Genomic DNA, 15,528 nt, shown 5'->3' on the forward strand with positions numbered 1-15,528 from the left:
AATAAAAAAACAAACGCAAGGAGCAACAAATGAGTTTAACAAATTTATTTAAATTGCAAAGTTCTTTAAAACCAAGTGGCGACCAACCCCAAGCAATTCAAAAATTGGTTAATAATTTTAAACAAGGGTTACAAGAACAAATTCTTTTGGGAGCTACTGGCACTGGAAAAACTTTTACCATTGCAAATATTATTCAACATTTACAACAAAAAACTTTGGTTATTGCTCACAACAAAACATTAGCAGGACAACTCTACAACGAATTAAAAGCCATGTTCCCCAACAATCGCGTAGAATATTTTATTTCTTATTATGATTACTACCAACCAGAAGCATATGTAGCATCAAGCGACACTTACATTGAAAAAGACTCCAAAATCAACGATGAAATTGATCAGTTGCGTCATAGTGCCGCAGGTTCATTACTTAACCGCGATGATGTAATTGTAGTTGCTTCGGTTTCGTGCATTTATGGAGTAGGCGACCTTAAAGATTATCAAAAATTAACACTACATTTACAAATTGGAGATAAGTACGAAAGGCAAGCATTAATTAACAAGTTAATAGAATTAAAATATCAAAGAAATGAAATTAATTTTCAAAGAGGAACTTTTCGAGTAAGAGGTGACATTATAGAAATTATTGCCTCATCTAGCAAAGAAATTGGTATCCGCATTATTTTTTTTGGCAATGAAATTGAAAATATTCAAAATTTTGATGTTTTAAATGGCAAAGCAATTACGAATCTTAAATTAATTACTCTTTTTCCTGCTAGTCTATATGCTACAAATACCCAAAAATTACAAGAAAGTATCAAAAGAATTCGCCAAGAATTAAAGGAACAAATTAATCATTTTGAAAAAACTAACCAACTTTTAGCAGCCCAAAAAATTAAAATGCGCACTTTACATGATTTAGAAATGTTAGAACAAATAGGCAATTGCAATGGTGTTGAAAATTATTCAAGACATTTAGCACTCAAAGAAAAAGGCGAGGCACCATCAACTTTAATTGATTTTTTTGGAAATGAATTTTTAACCATTATTGACGAATCTCATGTAACTATTCCCCAAATTAAAGGAATGTATTTTGGTGATTTTTCTCGTAAAACCAACTTAGTAAATTTCGGTTTCAGACTACCAAGTGCCCTTGATAACAGACCTTTAAAATTCCATGAATTCCAAGCCAAAATGAATAAAGTTATCTATCTTTCGGCTACTCCTGGCAACTATGAATTAACTAAAAAAATCCCTATTGTAGAACAAATTATAAGACCTACTTTTGTCCTTGATCCAGAAATTGAAATAAGACCAACCCACAACCAAATGGATGACCTTTACTTTGAAATTAAACACCAAACTAAAAATAATCAAAGAATTTTGATAACTACTTTAACTATTAATATGAGCGAGGACCTAACTGCTTATTTAAAAAATTTAGGCATCAAAGTAGCTTATTTACACAGTGAAATTAAATCTTTACAAAGACTTGAAATTTTAAAAGATCTAAGGTTGGGAAAATACGATTGTTTGGTGGGAGTTAATCTTTTGAGGGAAGGACTTGACTTACCTGAAGTAGCTTTAGTAGCTATTTTGGATGCTGACAAACAAGGTTTTTTAAGAAACGAAAGAAGCCTTATCCAAACTATTGGAAGAGCAGCTAGAAACATTACAGGCAAAGCTATTATGTATGCTGATTTTATTTCTCCTGCTATGCAAATTGCTATTGAAGAAACTTATCGTAGAAAAAAAATCCAACAACAATACAACGAAACAATGAAAGTAACACCAACTGCTCTTAACAAAACTATTTTAGAAACAATTTCAATCAAAAAAAAAGAAAGTGCCCAAAATGAAAATGAAAATGGTAAAGTTAAGGGACAAAAAAAGTTGCAAACACATACAAATATTACAGCTAAAAATAAAGAAATTAAACGTTTACAAAAAATGATGAAAGAAGCTGCCAAAACCCTTGATTTTGAAAAAGCAGCTACATTAAGAGATTTGATTTTGGAGTTAGAGAAAAAAGGCAAAAAAGATAACAATTAAAATAAAAAAAAGAGCTCACAAAAGAGCTCTTTATCTTTTTACTTTTTATTTAGTTGATTTAGTGGATTGTTCTTTTGTATTTTGATCTTTTTCATTTTGTTCTTTTTCATTTTCAACAGCTTGTTTTTCTTTTTCTGGCTTACCTTTTCCTTTTGTTTCTGTTTGAGCTTCTTCATCTAAAGCATAAACTTCACTTTGGTTTAGGGTATTTTTTTTCATTAAAGCTTTAGTTAGTTTTTCTACTAAAACTTTATTAGTTGTTAAAAGTTCCTTAGCTGTTTTATAACATTAATCAACTATTTTTTTAACTTCTTGGCTAAAAGTAAGAAAACTATACTTGTTAGTCCTACAGAAGTCAATACTAGAGGTAATTTAGAATTTTTAGTTTTATCTTTAGTTCCTGAATTATTACCTTTGTTATCATCGTTAACTTTGGTTTCGGTGTTATTGTTATCATTGTTATCGGTGTTTTTAGTTTCTGAATTGGTAACTTGGTTTTCGTTTCTTGTTGCTGATTGAATTTGTAAATTAGTTTTTTTATCATCTGCAAAAGTCTTCACTTGTGTAGCTAAATTAAAAAAAAGTATAAAAAAGAAAGTTGAAAAAACTAATAAAAAATAAAATTTAGATAATTTTAAATTATTAAATGGTTTAGATTGTTTGCTTGAATTATTCATTTGCAATGTTTTTCTCCTATCATATTATTTTTTTTGCTAATGATTATCTTTGTTTTGTTATTAAATATTATTATTATTAATGTTGTTAAAATTATTATAAAAAATAACTTGGGTTAAAAACATAATTAAAAAAACTTCTTTTTTAAAAAAATAAAAAATGGGTGATTATTAGAAAGCAAAACCTCGATGTATCCCAAACACTTATAATTAAATATTTGATAATTTTAAAAACTTTACAAAATAAATAAAAAAATATACAAATATACAAATACGCAAAAAAACTTAAAAAATAACGAAATAAAAAAAGAATAAAAAACGAAATAAGAAATAAAATAAATATTACTAAAATGGAAAAATCTACACTATTATTTTTTTATGATAAATGACCCCCTTTATTTTAAAAATTTTTTAAAAGCAATTTAAAAATAAAAAACTGCTATCAATATCATTTTATCACAAAAAAACAATTTTTTTGCTCACTAATCTGTAGATCATGAGTGTTTTCATTGCAATTTTATATATTAAAAAAAGAGGCTTTTTGAGCCTCTCAATAATTTTATTTAATTTATAGCAGTTCTAATTTTGGATAAATTTATATTTTTTTGACTAAAATAACATTTATAAATGGCAAAAATTATGTTTTTTTAATCTATAATTTATAATTTAGTTTTGGGGGAAAATAGAGGGAAAAAATTTAAATGATTTGATTTTGGAGTTAGAGAAAAAAGGCAAAAAAAATTAATATGAGTCTACATAACTGATAAATGATATAATATTACTGGAAAAAACATTTATAATATTTTAATAATATTATTAAAATATTATTAAAAGGGGATTTTATTATGATTTTGATTCAAATTAATCGTATCTGCGACCTTAAACCTTATTTTTATTACGCCCTAGAACAATACGCCCTTAATCATTTATTAAAGCAAAACCCTGAAAAAAGCTTCTTTTTTATTTGGAAAATCAAAGGAGTTGTAGTTGGGAAAAATCAAATAATTGAAAACGAAGTTAATTTAGATTACCTCAAAGAACATAAAATTCCTTTATTTAGAAGACCTACTGGCGGAGGATGTGTTTATAATGATCCTCAAACTCCTCTTTTTAGCATTATTGCCAAAAAAGAAAAAAATTTCAGTTTTAAACCTTTTTTAGCTAAAATTGTCGTTGCATTACAAAAATTAGGACTTAATGTTGAATTTAGTGGCAGAAACGACATTTTACTAGAAGGCAAAAAAATTTCTGGAAATGCCTTTATGCAAAACCAAAATGGCATGGTAACTCATGGAACACTTCTTTATAATTGCGATTTTCAAACTATGATAAACACAATTACTCCAAACGACCAAAAATTAATTTCTAAAGGAATTGCAAGTGTACGTTCCCGAGTAACTAACCTCAAAGGCTATCTTCCAGATATGTCACAAGAAAAGTTAATGCAGTATTTAACTGAGGCTTTAACTGACCAAACTTATGTACTTAGTGACCAAGAAATAAAATCAATAGAAAAAGATTCTCTCCAATTTGCTTCCAATGAATTTTTATTCTTAACCCAACCCCATCACACCAAAATACTTAAAAAACGTTTTTCTTGGGGAGGATTAGAAATTTTTTTAGATATTAGATTTGGTTTAATTGAAAAAATGACTTTGATTGGAGATTTTTTTCACAAAGAAGATAATTTAGAACAATTTAGCAAACTTTTTGAAGGAATAACTTATCAAAATGAAAAAATACAAGAAGTTTTGGAAAAAACAAACATCGGTTTTTATATTTTGGATGCTACTAATGATGATTTTTTAAGCTTACTTAAAGAAGGTATTTTAGAAGAAAAACTTAAAAATTTAAATTATTAGCAATTACTAAAATAGTTCTAAATTGAAAAATTTTTATATAGACTATCAAAAAAAAGATAAACAACGAAAAAACTACACAAAAAACTAGCAAAATAAAATATGAAAATAAAATCGAAGGTATATTTATGTTAAATAATCAAAAAAATGTTTTAAGAAAAATCATTGCCATTTCTTTCTTATTATTTTTGGCTTTTGGTTTGGAACTTCTTTCTCGTTATACTATTAATGCAACAATCCCTTGCAATTATGCTTTTTTTCGCATTGAATTAATTTTTATCATTTTAATAGGTTATCTTTTTGGACCTAAATACGGATTTTGGGCGAGTTTATTTTATCTTTTAATTCATTATGTTTTGGAATTTTCTTTTATGGAAGTGTTATTACACCATACACACGAAAATCATAATCATAGTCATGACCACGAAAACGAACATGCAAGCAAAGCCCTTATTTTCCTTTACAGATTTTTTCTTCCCTATATTGTCTGCTCTTTTTCGGGCTTATTTTATCAAAAAAACTTAAATCATCTCACCAAAAAAACACCTATTATAATAACTTTAGTATTAATTAGTGTAGTTCAAATTATTTCAAGCATTTTATTTATTAATTTATTACAAGAAAACTTTGCCAAAAAAACCTTTTTAAAGTGGTTCATCCCAAGTCCTTCTTATTCTTGGTCGCTTAATCTTATTTATAGTTTTTCATCAGTTATTGTAAGTAATACCATCATAGGAGCTTTATTTTATTTAATTAATTTACGTCTTAAAGATAATATGGAGTTTTTATATGGTTTTTCCAAGGAAAATTAAATTTTGGAAAATCTTTTTTTCAAACCCAAATAACATAAATTTTTGTGCGCTATTCACTTTTATTAATTTAATTACACACAAATTTAATTAAAATAATTTTTTTATAACCTTTTCTTTTATAAATTTCATCATGGAGACTTACTTAGTGTTTTTCAAACTTTTTAAAAAAAACAAAATTATTATCTGCTTTATTTTGCCATTATCTTTAATTTTATTATTTTTAATTAGTCTAGAATTATCATATTTTTGGATAGAAAAAAATCAATTAAAAAACGCTTCTTTAATAAATATATACGAACTATTTGCAAAATTTAAAGTCAACGAAATTAAAAAAATTCATTATACTTATAAAAGCCAATACAGCATTTGGAACAAAGAACATTATTTAATCCAAGCAGAAAGTTTTGATAATCAAAAATATTATTGTAAAATGGCAGCCTCCAATTATGATTATTTAGTATATGCTTTTTATTCATATAAAGATGTTTTGGTAGAAGTCAAAGAAAATATCCAATTTAATTTTTTAGAATTATATTTCAAATTTATAAGTTATCTTGTTTCTTTTATTTTTGGATTTTATATTTTAATTCATCTTAAACAAATGTTATCAAACAAAATAAATAAATTTAATACAAACATTGATTCTTCCAAAGACAAAATAACTTTTGCAGATGTAGCAGGTCTTGAAGAAGAAAAAAAAGAAATCCAAGAATTAATAGATTTCTTAAAACATCCTCAAAAATATCATAAAATGGGCTTTACAATTCCTAAAGGAGTATTATTAGAAGGACCTCCAGGAACAGGAAAAACCTTACTTGCAAAAGTATTAGCTAATGAGGTCAAAACTCCTTTTTATGCTGTTTCTGGTTCTGAATTTGTCGAAGTTTATGTAGGCGTTGGAGCTTCTAGAATAAGAGATTTATTTCAAAAAGCCAAAAGAACTACTCCTTGCATTATTTTTATTGATGAAATAGATGCTTTAGGAGCAAAAAGAAAAAACAACTCCATCATAGAATCACGAGAACACGACCAATCCCTAAACCAACTTTTATTAGAAATGGATGGTTTTTTTAAACTTTCACAAATCATCATTATTGCTGCTACTAATAGAATAGATATGCTAGATCCTGCTTTGATTCGTCCAGGTAGATTTGACCGTAAAATCAAAATTAATTTACCTAATCTAAAAGCTAGAGAAGCTATTCTAAAAGTTCATGCTAAAAATAAAAATATTTCTTTGGATGTTGATTTTTACAAATTAGCTTTAATTACTGAAGGTGCATCAGGTGCCCAACTTGCAGCCATTCTCAATGAGGCTTTAATTTTGGCTATCAGAAATAACAAAGACCAAATCGATAAACATTTTTTAGAACAAGCAATTAAACGCATATTAAATTAATATTGCCAAATCCCTAAAATATAAAAAAGTTAACTTAAAATAAGTTAACTTTTTATTTTATAAAATGATATTATTTTGTAACATCAGTAGCAGCAAAAATAAAAACTTTGGTTGGTAAAATTGCACTAGAAACAAAAATTTGATTTTTAGTATCTTGAATTTCTTCTACACCATCTCCAATAATGTGTTTTTCACGTAAAAATAGCAAAAAGCGATATTCAACAAACCTAATCTTATTTTGTTTAATTACTGTGGCAAGGTTTTTATTTAGTTCTTGCAATTGTTCTTGGGAAAAAATACTCAAAGGCAAAGTAGATACTATCCCTTTTATTTGTTTTATTTGAGTTTCATCAATTTGCTTCTTTAACAATTCAATAAAATTACAAGCATCTCCTTCGATAACTGTTAAACCTGGAAATTTATTTCTCAAAACATTACATAATTCTTTATCATATTCCAAAGCAATAACATTTTGGGCTCCAAACTTTTGTACTAAATATTTAGTAACATTACCACTGCCTGCTCCTAGTTCCAAAATTTTTTCACCTGTTTTTAAACCTGTGTCTTGTTTTTCTTCAAATTCAAGCACTAAATTACTTAATTGTTTAGCAATATCTTGTGATTCAGGAAAAAGAGAAGAACCCATTTGTTGAGGGTAAAACACCAATTCTTTGGCATGATTCCAATCACTTGTTTCCCTAGGAATAACACAAATCAAAAATGCTCCTAGCACTAAAAGTGCACCTTTATAAAAAGGATGAATTTTTATTTTTTGCACTCCGATTAAACCCATTGCCAAAAGCAAAAAAGAGACAAAAAGTTTAAAATAAGCTACTGTTAAATTGTTTTGGTAATAAGGATTAATAAAATGCGATTTCAAATCCGCTTTAAAACCAAAAATAATAGCAGATAACAAAAAATAGCAAAAAGGATGAACAAAAACTATCCATACTTTTTTCCAACCCAAAAAAGTAATTGGTTGTTTCCACACATAAAAACAATAAATCAAAGGGGCAAAAACATATTGCAAATAATAAGGAATTAGCTGCATTTGCCAATTTGCAGAAATAAAATGCTGTTTGTGGTCTTCAATAAAATCACAAAAAACCAAACTTATAATTAAAATATTTACCAAAGTAACAAAACTTAATATTTGATAAAATTTAGTAGTTCTATATTTAGTTAAAGCAATTATTGCAACTACCAAAATTAAAAAAATACTTTGTCTTGTATAATGAAAAATATTTTTACAATAAGCAAATGAGTCTAGATGCGTTTGCAAACAACTATCAAAAAGCCCCAAAATTAAAATTATTGAAGAAAAAATCACTAACAATAACGAGCTTAAATTTTTTTTAATTTTAATAAAATAAATTGAAAAAAATGAAGAATTAAAAAATTTGTAAAAAGATGTGATTTTCACTTTTGATACTTTCACTTTTTGTTTTTTGGATGATTATAATTATTTGTTTTTGACTCAAAAAAGAAAAAAATTAAATTAATAAAAAATCGAAATAAATTAATAAAAAATGTTAAATTAAAATTATTTTGTTATTTTAAAACAACAATTAAATTATATCATTTTTTAAAACAATCCTTTTTATAATTATCAACAATTAAAAAATAATATTTTTAGCTTTTGCAAAACCAAAATAAGTCAAAAAAATAACGAAAAAATGCAAAAAAATAACGAAAAGCCATAAAAAAATGTTAAAATTAAGTTTGATCGGTTTTTTAATTTTATACACATGTTAGATATCAATTATATATCGCAAATCAAAATTAATTCAAAACGCATTTTAATAAACTAATTATTATTTGTATCACAAAAGAACAAATCAAAGACCAAATTAATATCAAATATCACCCCAAATATCACCCAATTAAAGGAGTTTTTATAATGACATCTTTTGAAATTAGACAAATCTGGCTCAAATTTTTTGCAAGCAAAAACCATCACATCGCAAAATCATCTTCTTTGATACCACGAAACGAAGCTAACTTATTATGGGTTAATGCAGGCATTACCCCTTTAAAAAAATATTTTGATGGCACACAAACACCTCCTTTTAGACGCATTACTAACGTGCAAAAATGTATTCGTACCAACGACATCAAAAACGTAGGAAAAACCTCGCGCCATCATACTTTTTTTGAAATGTTAGGCAATTTTTCTATCGGAAATTATTTTAAAAAAGAAGCTATCCACTACGCCTTTGAGTTGTTAACTTCGCCTAAATGGTTTGCTTTTCCCTTAGAAAAACTCTACATCACTTATTTTTTTCAAGACCAAGATACTTATCAATATTGGCTTGACTTAGGAGTAGAAAAAAACCACCTTATTCCTTTAAAGAGCAATTTTTGGCAAATAGGTCCTGGTCCTTCTGGTCCTTGCACCGAGATTTTTTTTGACAGAGGAAAAACTTTTGACCCTCGCAACAAAGAACTAATTATCCAAGATTTAGAAAACGACCGCTTTATCGAAATTTGGAATATTGTTTTTTCTCAATATAATTGCGACCCTAAATTACCTATCGAAAAATATCAAGAACTACCAAGCAAAAACATTGATACTGGGGCTGGTTTAGAACGTTTAGCCTGTATTTTGCAAAACACCAAAACCAATTTTGAAACAGACCTTTTCTTTCCTTTAATAAAAGCTTTGGAAAAAATGACACAAATCAAATACACAGGACAAGAAAGTTTTAAAATTATTGCAGATCACTTAAAAACTTTGGTTTTCGCAATCAATGACGGAGCAGTCCTCACTAACGAAAAAAGGGGCTATGTCTTAAAAAAATTATTACGAAGAGCTGCTAACGAAGGCAAAAAACTAGGTTTAGACAAGCCTTTTTTACATCAATTAGTGCCTCCAACAGTTGCAATGATGAAAGATTTTTACAAAGAACTATGCACCAACCAAGAAATGATTGCCAAAGTGCTATTGCAACAAGAAAATATTTTTGAACAAACTCTCAAAACTGCCGAAAAAACTTTTTTACAACATCTCACCCAAAACACTTTATCAGGACAAAACTTTTTCAAATTATACGACACTTACGGCATTCCTGAAGATTTAATTTTGGATTATGCTAAAAAGAAAAACATTACAACAGACTACCAAAAATTCCAAGAATTACTCCACGACCACCAAAATTTAAGTAAACAAAATCAAACATCGCAAACACACATGAATAAGCAAGAAGAAGCATTTCTCCAATTTTTAACTCCCAGCGAATTTATAGGTTATACAAATTTTACTTGCAAAACCAAAGTAATCAAAGTTTTTGACAAAGGAATAGTGCTTGAAAAAACACCTTTTTATGCTAATATGGGAGGACAAATAGAAGATGAAGGTTGGATTGACAACACCAAAGTTACCAAAATAATTAAACTACCAAACGGACAAATTTTGCACGAAGTTCAAGGCAACTTTTGCGAAGGTCAAGAAGTTTATGCCTGCATTGAAAAGACTAAACGCAATCAAATTTCTTATCATCACACAGCAACACATCTTTTAGAAGCAGTTTTGCAAAAACAATTAGGCAGCCACCTCAAAAAACAAGGTTCATCAGTGGGATTTAGCTCTTTACGTTATGATTTTAATCATTTTGAAAAAATTACTCCCCAAACTTTATTACAAATAGAAAAAGAAGTAAACCAACTAATTCAAAAAAGTGTTCCAGTCAAAATTGAACAACTTTCAATCCCAGACGCCCAAAAAAAATACGCCACTCTTCTAGAACAAAATCAAAAAGCCAAATACAAAGACAAAGTAAGAATCGTAAGTATTGATACTTTTTCAGTGGATTTATGCGGAGGAACACATGCCACAAATACTAAAGATTTAGAACATTTTACTATTTTGTCATGCGACAGCATTAGCTCTGGTATCTACCGCATTGAGGCAGTTTGTAATAACAATTGCCAAGAAAGCCTCAACGCCAAATTAGTTCCTTACCAAAACGACTTGCACCAACTAACCCAAAAAGCAAAATTCTTACAAACGCAAAACCTCATTTTTGATGTTAAAAATTTTCCTCCAATAACCCAAAGTTATCAAGATATTCTCAATTATCAAAAACATATCAAAGCACAACAACAAGCCTTAGTTCTTTTTGAAAAAAAAGTTTTAGAATATCATCAAAAAAATATGGTACAAGCAGAATCTAATTTTTTACCACCACAAATTACCAAAAAAATTATGTTAACCATTGAAGAAGAAAAACCTTTAGAAGTTCTCAAATTTTTTATGAATCATATTTTTGATAAATACCATTTAGAAGTTTTATTTTTATCTTATGTGCAACCTGAAAAAATTGTTTTTTTATGCAAAAGCAAAACTCTACATGCAGGTAATTTGATTAAAGAAGCTGTATCCTTGGTTTGTGGTTCTGGTGGTGGCAATGCTAGTTTAGCTCAAGGGGGCACCAAAAAAACTAAAAATTTAGAACAAGTGCTTAATTTTGTAAAAACCAAATTAGAAATAAATTAAACTGTTTAAAAAATTTATAATAAAAAAATCCTCAAGGAAAAAATTCCTAAAAATTGTTAAAAGGTGTTCGAAATGACAAAAAAAAACAAAATAAAAAAGAAAAAAATAATCAAAGCGGAAGAAAAATTAAAATTAAACCTTTTTAAAACCCCAAAACCACTATTTTTCAAATCTTTTAAACAATTATTAATAAAATTATTTGCCCAAAAACACAAAAAAATTGATAAAATGAAGTTGAACCAAAACCAAGAAAAAAAGAATAATTTTTATCATTCAAACCATTTTTTGAAAAATGAGAATGTTTTATTATGTTAAACTGCCAAAATAATGCATCTTTGGGGTTGGATTTAGGTGAAAAAACTTTAGGAATCGCTTTATCACAAACAGGAATTATTGCCCAAAACCTCAAAACTATTTTTTTTGCCACCCACAAATACGATCGATTGATTGCACCTTTACAAGAAATCATTTCTCAATATCAAATTAAAACAATTGTTTTGGGATACCCCAAACACATGAACAACGACATAGGAATTAAAGCCAAAATAAGTAGTGATTTTAAAAAAACGCTAGAAAACAAGTTTGAGCAAGTAAAAGTAATTTTATGGGATGAACGTTTATCTACCGTACAAGCAATCCAAATGTTAAAAACCAATAACAAAAAAAAGGGCAAAATTTTACAAATGAAAGACGAAATTGCAGCAACCATCATTTTACAAAATTATCTCGATTATATCAAATTACACCCAAACAAAGAGCATTGAAATGTTTGATTTTAACAAAGAAAAAAACTTACAAAAATTAAAAAAATACGCCCAAGAAAACAAAATCCCCATTATCCAAGACCAAGGATTAGCTTTGTTACTTGATGTAATTTCACAAAACAAAATCACAAATATTTTAGAAATCGGAACTGCCATTGGATATAGCGCTTTGGCTATGAGCTCTCTTAGCACTAAAATTGATACTTTAGAAAGAGATTTTATAAATTATAATTTATCTAAAAACTTTTTAAAAGAAACTCCCTATCACATAAATGTCATTTGGGCAGAGGCGTTAATTTATCCTACTTGCAATTTAAAAAAATATGATTTAATTTTTATTGATGCTGCCAAAGCCCAATATCAAAAGTTATTTTGCAAATATGCTCCTTTACTCAAAAAACAAGGTATTATCGTTTTTGATAACCTTAATTTAAGTTGTTTTAAAAAAGCCAAAACGACTAAAAATAATCAAGGAATTTTCAAAAAAATGCATAATTTTCAAACTTTTTTAACAAATCACCCAGATTTTTGCACCACTTTTCAAGATGTAGGTGATGGGTTGATTATTTCTTATCTCAAAAAATAATTTAGGAATTTTGAAAAACCATCAAAAAATAAAAAAAGAAGGTCTTTTATTTATGAATAATAAAATTTATGAACTTACCCAATCAGGAATAGAAAAATTAAAAAAAGAATTAACTTTTTTAAAAGAAGTTAAAAGAAAAGAAAATTTAGAAGCTTTAAAAGAAGCGCGCGAACAAGGAGATTTATCCGAAAACGCTGATTATGATGCTGCTAGAAACGAACAAGCTTTAATAGAACATCGCATCTCAGAAATCCAAAATATTTTAAAAAATGCCCGCGTAGTTAAAGTTTCCAAAGAAAGAGAAGTAAGTATTGGCAAAAAAGTATCTTTGGAGCTTTTACACACCAAGCAACAACAAGAAATTGAATTAGTAAGCACCTTGGAAGCAGATCCTTTTACCAACAAAATTTCGATTGAATCTCCTTTAGGACAAAATATCAAAGGGCACCAAATAGGAGATGTTGTTTTTGTTACCGGCGAAACTGGAAACACTTTTAGAGTCAAAATTGTAGATGTCCAATAAAATGACTTGCCCCAACAAACTTTTCATCCCTCAACACTATTTTCCTTGTGTCTTGCAAATTCCTTTTGAGTTGTTTCAAAAACAAGGCATTAAAGCGTTAATTTTTGATCTAGACAATACTTTAATTGAATGTAACAAAGATATTTTAGATGAACAAATTAAAAACCTTTTAACTAAATTATCTCTTATTTTCAAAGTCGTTATTCTTTCTAATGCCTCTAAAAAACGCCTCCACAAAGTTTTAAAAAATGATTTTACTTTTATATATTTAAATTTATTAAACAAAAAACCATCCCCTACAGCTTTTCAAAAAGCATGCCAACTTCTCAAATTGGAACCCACACAAATGTTGATGATAGGAGACCAACTTCAAACAGATATCAAAGGAGCTAATCAAGCAGGTTTTTGTTCTTTATTGGTAAAACCCCTAAATCGCTTTCAAGAAAGCGCGTTTACCAAATTCAATCGTTTTTATCGTGAAAAAAAGTTTTTAACCAATCTCAAAAAACAAGATTATCACCTTTGGAAAGAAAAATTTCAAGACTTTGAAGAAAAATGAAAATAATATGTTGTTACACAAAATTCGTCAAGCTGTCGAAAATAAATTAAAAAACTATCCTTTGCGGTTAGAACACACTATAAGAGTTTATCGCACTGCTACCAAAATGGCAAGACATTATAACAAACCTTTGTTGCCTATTCAAATTGCAGCTTTATTTCATGATTACACCAAAAACGACACCTTAGAACAACAAAAACCCTATCTTACTCAAGCCAATATCCAAAAATACAGCAAAACGCCTGCTATTTTTCACGCTCTATCTGCTGCAAACATCTTAAAAAAAGAATTTGGCATCACAAATGTCACTATTCTTAATGCCATCAAAAAACATGTTTGGGGTGATAAAAAAATGAATTATTGCGATAAAATTGTATTGTTAAGTGACAAATTAGAACCTCAACGAAATTTTTCCCAAATAAAATATTTTCAAAAGCTAGCCTACTTTAACCTCAATCAAGCCGTATATGAACTTCTTAAAAGTAATTTTGATTATTTCAGCCAAAAAGGATCCCCTTTGCCTTACAATTACCAAGAAATTTTATCCTCTTTGAAAAACTCCATCAAAAGAAAAATATTTTCATGACAAAGACAACAATTATCATCGGAGGAAAATTCAAAGGACACAAAATCAAACTAGTGCCATCACCTCACACCAAAGCCACTAGCTCTTTGGTCAAAGAATCTCTTTTTAATACTTTGGGAGCCTCAGTCCAAAACAAAATCTTTTTAGATTTATTTTCAGGCAACGGTTCTTATGGTTTTGAGGCTTTAAGCAGAGATGCTAAACAAGCCTATTTTGTGGATGCTTCATTAAAAGCTTTTCAAACCTTAAAAGAAAACCACCAAAAATTAAAACTGGATTTAGAACAAAGCATTATTTTTTGTGGTCATTTTATTCAAGCTTTAAAAAAATTCCAAAAAGCTAACTTGATTTTTGATTTTATTATTTTAGACCCTCCTTATTTTAAAGATTTTTATTTACCTGCTTTTGAATATTTAGACAAATTAACACATCAAAATAGCATTATTATTTGTGAATTACATCGCAAAATTGTTTTGCCTACACAAATTAAAGAATTTGTTTTACAAAAAGAAAAACAATACGGTAATAAAAAAATTCAATTTTATCAAAAAATTTAGACTTTCACCAAGGAAAGAAAAAACAAAAAAAGAAAAAGAAAAAAGGAGTTCAAAATGAACAATATTTGGTTATATGTAAATCCAATTATAGGATTTTTATTAGGCGGGGTTTTAGGAGCTTTTTTAATGTTTCGTTGGTTTAAAAAACATTTACAACAAAATCCTCCCATCAGTGAAAAACAAATCAAAGAAATGTTTCGCCAAATGGGTCGTACCCCTTCTGAAAAACAAATTCGTCAAATTATGAACAGCATGAAACAAGGCAAATAAAATAATGTTTGAAAGTATCTTTTTTAAATTTATTTTTATTGTTTTTATTTGTCTTTTAGTTATTTTTATAATGAATTATTTTTATCGCAAAAATGTTAAAAACAAAATTATAAATTATTTATTGTCTTGTAGCAATTTAGAACAAGAAATATTAAAAAGTTTTTTGCAAAATCCTCACAAAACTTTTCCCTTGACAAAAGATGCCAACATTACCAAAAATTTATTACAATTGAATATCATTTTTTTAAAAGAAATAGTTTCGGGTGCTAAATATAATAATTATGTTTTTAACCCTTTAATAAAAAAAATTATTCACAAAAATAAAGATTTAAAAAAAATTTACCATGAATAATTTTGATCATTTAAACATTTATAATTTCAAAGTTATATAATAAA

At 27.6% G+C, this 15,528-nt stretch carries 17 protein-coding genes; 14 read left to right on the forward strand and 3 right to left on the reverse strand.

The window, feature by feature from the left end; all coding sequences use genetic code 11:
• The first annotated feature begins 29 nt into the window (after positions 1-29).
• Complete coding sequence (uvrB, locus tag JAHGCCOI_RS01990) at positions 30-2,048, forward strand: excinuclease ABC subunit UvrB (protein ID WP_479491870.1); 2,019 nt, start codon at positions 30-32, stop codon at positions 2,046-2,048.
• Between the two features lie 45 nt (positions 2,049-2,093).
• Here uvrB and JAHGCCOI_RS01995 read toward each other — a convergent pair whose 3' ends face one another.
• Both JAHGCCOI_RS01995 and JAHGCCOI_RS02000 read right to left on the reverse strand, forming a co-directional pair.
• Positions 2,094-2,267 carry a hypothetical protein gene (locus tag JAHGCCOI_RS01995; protein ID WP_212509062.1) on the reverse strand — a complete coding sequence of 58 codons (174 nt, stop codon included), beginning with the start codon at positions 2,265-2,267 and terminating at the stop codon, positions 2,094-2,096.
• 77 nt (positions 2,268-2,344) lie between these two features.
• Complete coding sequence (locus JAHGCCOI_RS02000; RefSeq protein ID WP_479491871.1) at positions 2,345-2,725, reverse strand: hypothetical protein; 381 nt, start codon at positions 2,723-2,725, stop codon at positions 2,345-2,347.
• Positions 2,726-3,567: 842 nt separating this feature from the next.
• Between JAHGCCOI_RS02000 and JAHGCCOI_RS02005 the strand changes: the two genes are divergently transcribed.
• From JAHGCCOI_RS02005 to JAHGCCOI_RS02015, 3 genes are all read left to right on the forward strand, one after another.
• On the forward strand, positions 3,568-4,584 hold the full coding sequence (locus tag JAHGCCOI_RS02005) for a lipoate--protein ligase (RefSeq protein ID WP_479491872.1): 1,017 nt from the start codon (positions 3,568-3,570) through the stop codon (positions 4,582-4,584).
• A 125-nt stretch (positions 4,585-4,709) separates the two neighbouring features.
• Entirely contained in the window at positions 4,710-5,393 is a 684-nt protein-coding gene (locus tag JAHGCCOI_RS02010; RefSeq protein ID WP_042068183.1) for an ECF transporter S component, read from the forward strand.
• A 145-nt stretch (positions 5,394-5,538) separates the two neighbouring features.
• On the forward strand, positions 5,539-6,792 hold the full coding sequence (locus JAHGCCOI_RS02015; RefSeq protein ID WP_479491873.1) for an AAA family ATPase: 1,254 nt from the start codon (positions 5,539-5,541) through the stop codon (positions 6,790-6,792).
• 70 nt (positions 6,793-6,862) lie between these two features.
• Here JAHGCCOI_RS02015 and JAHGCCOI_RS02020 read toward each other — a convergent pair whose 3' ends face one another.
• Positions 6,863-8,122, reverse strand: coding sequence for a methyltransferase domain-containing protein (locus JAHGCCOI_RS02020; protein WP_479491874.1), 1,260 nt, complete (start codon positions 8,120-8,122; stop codon positions 6,863-6,865).
• A gap of 570 nt (positions 8,123-8,692) precedes the next feature.
• Between JAHGCCOI_RS02020 and alaS the strand changes: the two genes are divergently transcribed.
• The 10 genes from alaS (at position 8,693) to JAHGCCOI_RS02070 (ending at position 15,484) form a co-directional block, all read left to right on the forward strand.
• A complete protein-coding gene (gene alaS / locus JAHGCCOI_RS02025; protein ID WP_479491875.1) occupies positions 8,693-11,287 on the forward strand; it encodes an alanine--tRNA ligase in 2,595 nt (864 codons plus the stop codon).
• 72 nt (positions 11,288-11,359) lie between these two features.
• Complete coding sequence (locus JAHGCCOI_RS02030) at positions 11,360-11,602, forward strand: hypothetical protein (protein ID WP_479491876.1); 243 nt, start codon at positions 11,360-11,362, stop codon at positions 11,600-11,602.
• The gene (ruvX, locus tag JAHGCCOI_RS02035) at positions 11,596-12,051 is read left to right on the forward strand and encodes a Holliday junction resolvase RuvX (protein WP_227806972.1); all 456 of its coding nucleotides are present in this window, start codon (positions 11,596-11,598) and stop codon (positions 12,049-12,051) included. The genes JAHGCCOI_RS02030 and ruvX overlap by 7 nt, the downstream gene beginning before the upstream one ends.
• Before the next feature lies 1 nt (position 12,052).
• Positions 12,053-12,637: an O-methyltransferase gene (locus JAHGCCOI_RS02040; RefSeq protein WP_479491877.1), complete on the forward strand. Its 585-nt coding sequence runs from the start codon at positions 12,053-12,055 to the stop codon at positions 12,635-12,637.
• A gap of 52 nt (positions 12,638-12,689) precedes the next feature.
• Positions 12,690-13,160: a transcription elongation factor GreA gene (gene greA, locus JAHGCCOI_RS02045; RefSeq protein ID WP_212509049.1), complete on the forward strand. Its 471-nt coding sequence runs from the start codon at positions 12,690-12,692 to the stop codon at positions 13,158-13,160.
• Positions 13,150-13,719, forward strand: coding sequence for a YqeG family HAD IIIA-type phosphatase (locus tag JAHGCCOI_RS02050; RefSeq protein WP_227806969.1), 570 nt, complete (start codon positions 13,150-13,152; stop codon positions 13,717-13,719). Before greA ends, JAHGCCOI_RS02050 begins: the two co-directional genes overlap by 11 nt.
• A gap of 7 nt (positions 13,720-13,726) precedes the next feature.
• The gene (gene yqeK / locus JAHGCCOI_RS02055) at positions 13,727-14,305 is read left to right on the forward strand and encodes a bis(5'-nucleosyl)-tetraphosphatase (symmetrical) YqeK (protein ID WP_227806968.1); all 579 of its coding nucleotides are present in this window, start codon (positions 13,727-13,729) and stop codon (positions 14,303-14,305) included.
• A complete protein-coding gene (gene rsmD, locus JAHGCCOI_RS02060; RefSeq protein ID WP_212509046.1) occupies positions 14,302-14,862 on the forward strand; it encodes a 16S rRNA (guanine(966)-N(2))-methyltransferase RsmD in 561 nt (186 codons plus the stop codon). Before yqeK ends, rsmD begins: the two co-directional genes overlap by 4 nt.
• A gap of 54 nt (positions 14,863-14,916) precedes the next feature.
• Positions 14,917-15,132, forward strand: coding sequence for a YneF family protein (locus JAHGCCOI_RS02065; protein WP_042068302.1), 216 nt, complete (start codon positions 14,917-14,919; stop codon positions 15,130-15,132).
• 4 nt (positions 15,133-15,136) lie between these two features.
• On the forward strand, positions 15,137-15,484 hold the full coding sequence (locus tag JAHGCCOI_RS02070; protein WP_212775401.1) for a super-infection exclusion protein B: 348 nt from the start codon (positions 15,137-15,139) through the stop codon (positions 15,482-15,484).
• Positions 15,485-15,528 lie beyond the last annotated feature (44 nt).

This window comes from Mulberry dwarf phytoplasma, from assembly GCF_056504655.1.

Excerpts from the sequence above, each read along its gene's own strand:
- uvrB (WP_479491870.1), top strand. The coding sequence starts at position 30 with ATGAGTTTAACAAATTTATTTAAATTGCAAAGTTCTTTAAAACCAAGT.
- JAHGCCOI_RS01995 (WP_212509062.1), bottom strand. The coding sequence starts at position 2,267 with ATGAAAAAAAATACCCTAAACCAAAGTGAAGTTTATGCTTTAGATGAA.
- JAHGCCOI_RS02000 (WP_479491871.1), bottom strand. The coding sequence starts at position 2,725 with ATGAATAATTCAAGCAAACAATCTAAACCATTTAATAATTTAAAATTA.
- JAHGCCOI_RS02005 (WP_479491872.1), top strand. The coding sequence starts at position 3,568 with ATGATTTTGATTCAAATTAATCGTATCTGCGACCTTAAACCTTATTTT.
- JAHGCCOI_RS02010 (WP_042068183.1), top strand. The coding sequence starts at position 4,710 with ATGTTAAATAATCAAAAAAATGTTTTAAGAAAAATCATTGCCATTTCT.
- alaS (WP_479491875.1), top strand. The coding sequence starts at position 8,693 with ATGACATCTTTTGAAATTAGACAAATCTGGCTCAAATTTTTTGCAAGC.
- JAHGCCOI_RS02030 (WP_479491876.1), top strand. The coding sequence starts at position 11,360 with ATGACAAAAAAAAACAAAATAAAAAAGAAAAAAATAATCAAAGCGGAA.
- ruvX (WP_227806972.1), top strand. The coding sequence starts at position 11,596 with ATGTTAAACTGCCAAAATAATGCATCTTTGGGGTTGGATTTAGGTGAA.
- JAHGCCOI_RS02040 (WP_479491877.1), top strand. The coding sequence starts at position 12,053 with ATGTTTGATTTTAACAAAGAAAAAAACTTACAAAAATTAAAAAAATAC.
- greA (WP_212509049.1), top strand. The coding sequence starts at position 12,690 with ATGAATAATAAAATTTATGAACTTACCCAATCAGGAATAGAAAAATTA.
- JAHGCCOI_RS02050 (WP_227806969.1), top strand. The coding sequence starts at position 13,150 with ATGTCCAATAAAATGACTTGCCCCAACAAACTTTTCATCCCTCAACAC.
- yqeK (WP_227806968.1), top strand. The coding sequence starts at position 13,727 with ATGTTGTTACACAAAATTCGTCAAGCTGTCGAAAATAAATTAAAAAAC.
- rsmD (WP_212509046.1), top strand. The coding sequence starts at position 14,302 with ATGACAAAGACAACAATTATCATCGGAGGAAAATTCAAAGGACACAAA.
- JAHGCCOI_RS02065 (WP_042068302.1), top strand. The coding sequence starts at position 14,917 with ATGAACAATATTTGGTTATATGTAAATCCAATTATAGGATTTTTATTA.
- JAHGCCOI_RS02070 (WP_212775401.1), top strand. The coding sequence starts at position 15,137 with ATGTTTGAAAGTATCTTTTTTAAATTTATTTTTATTGTTTTTATTTGT.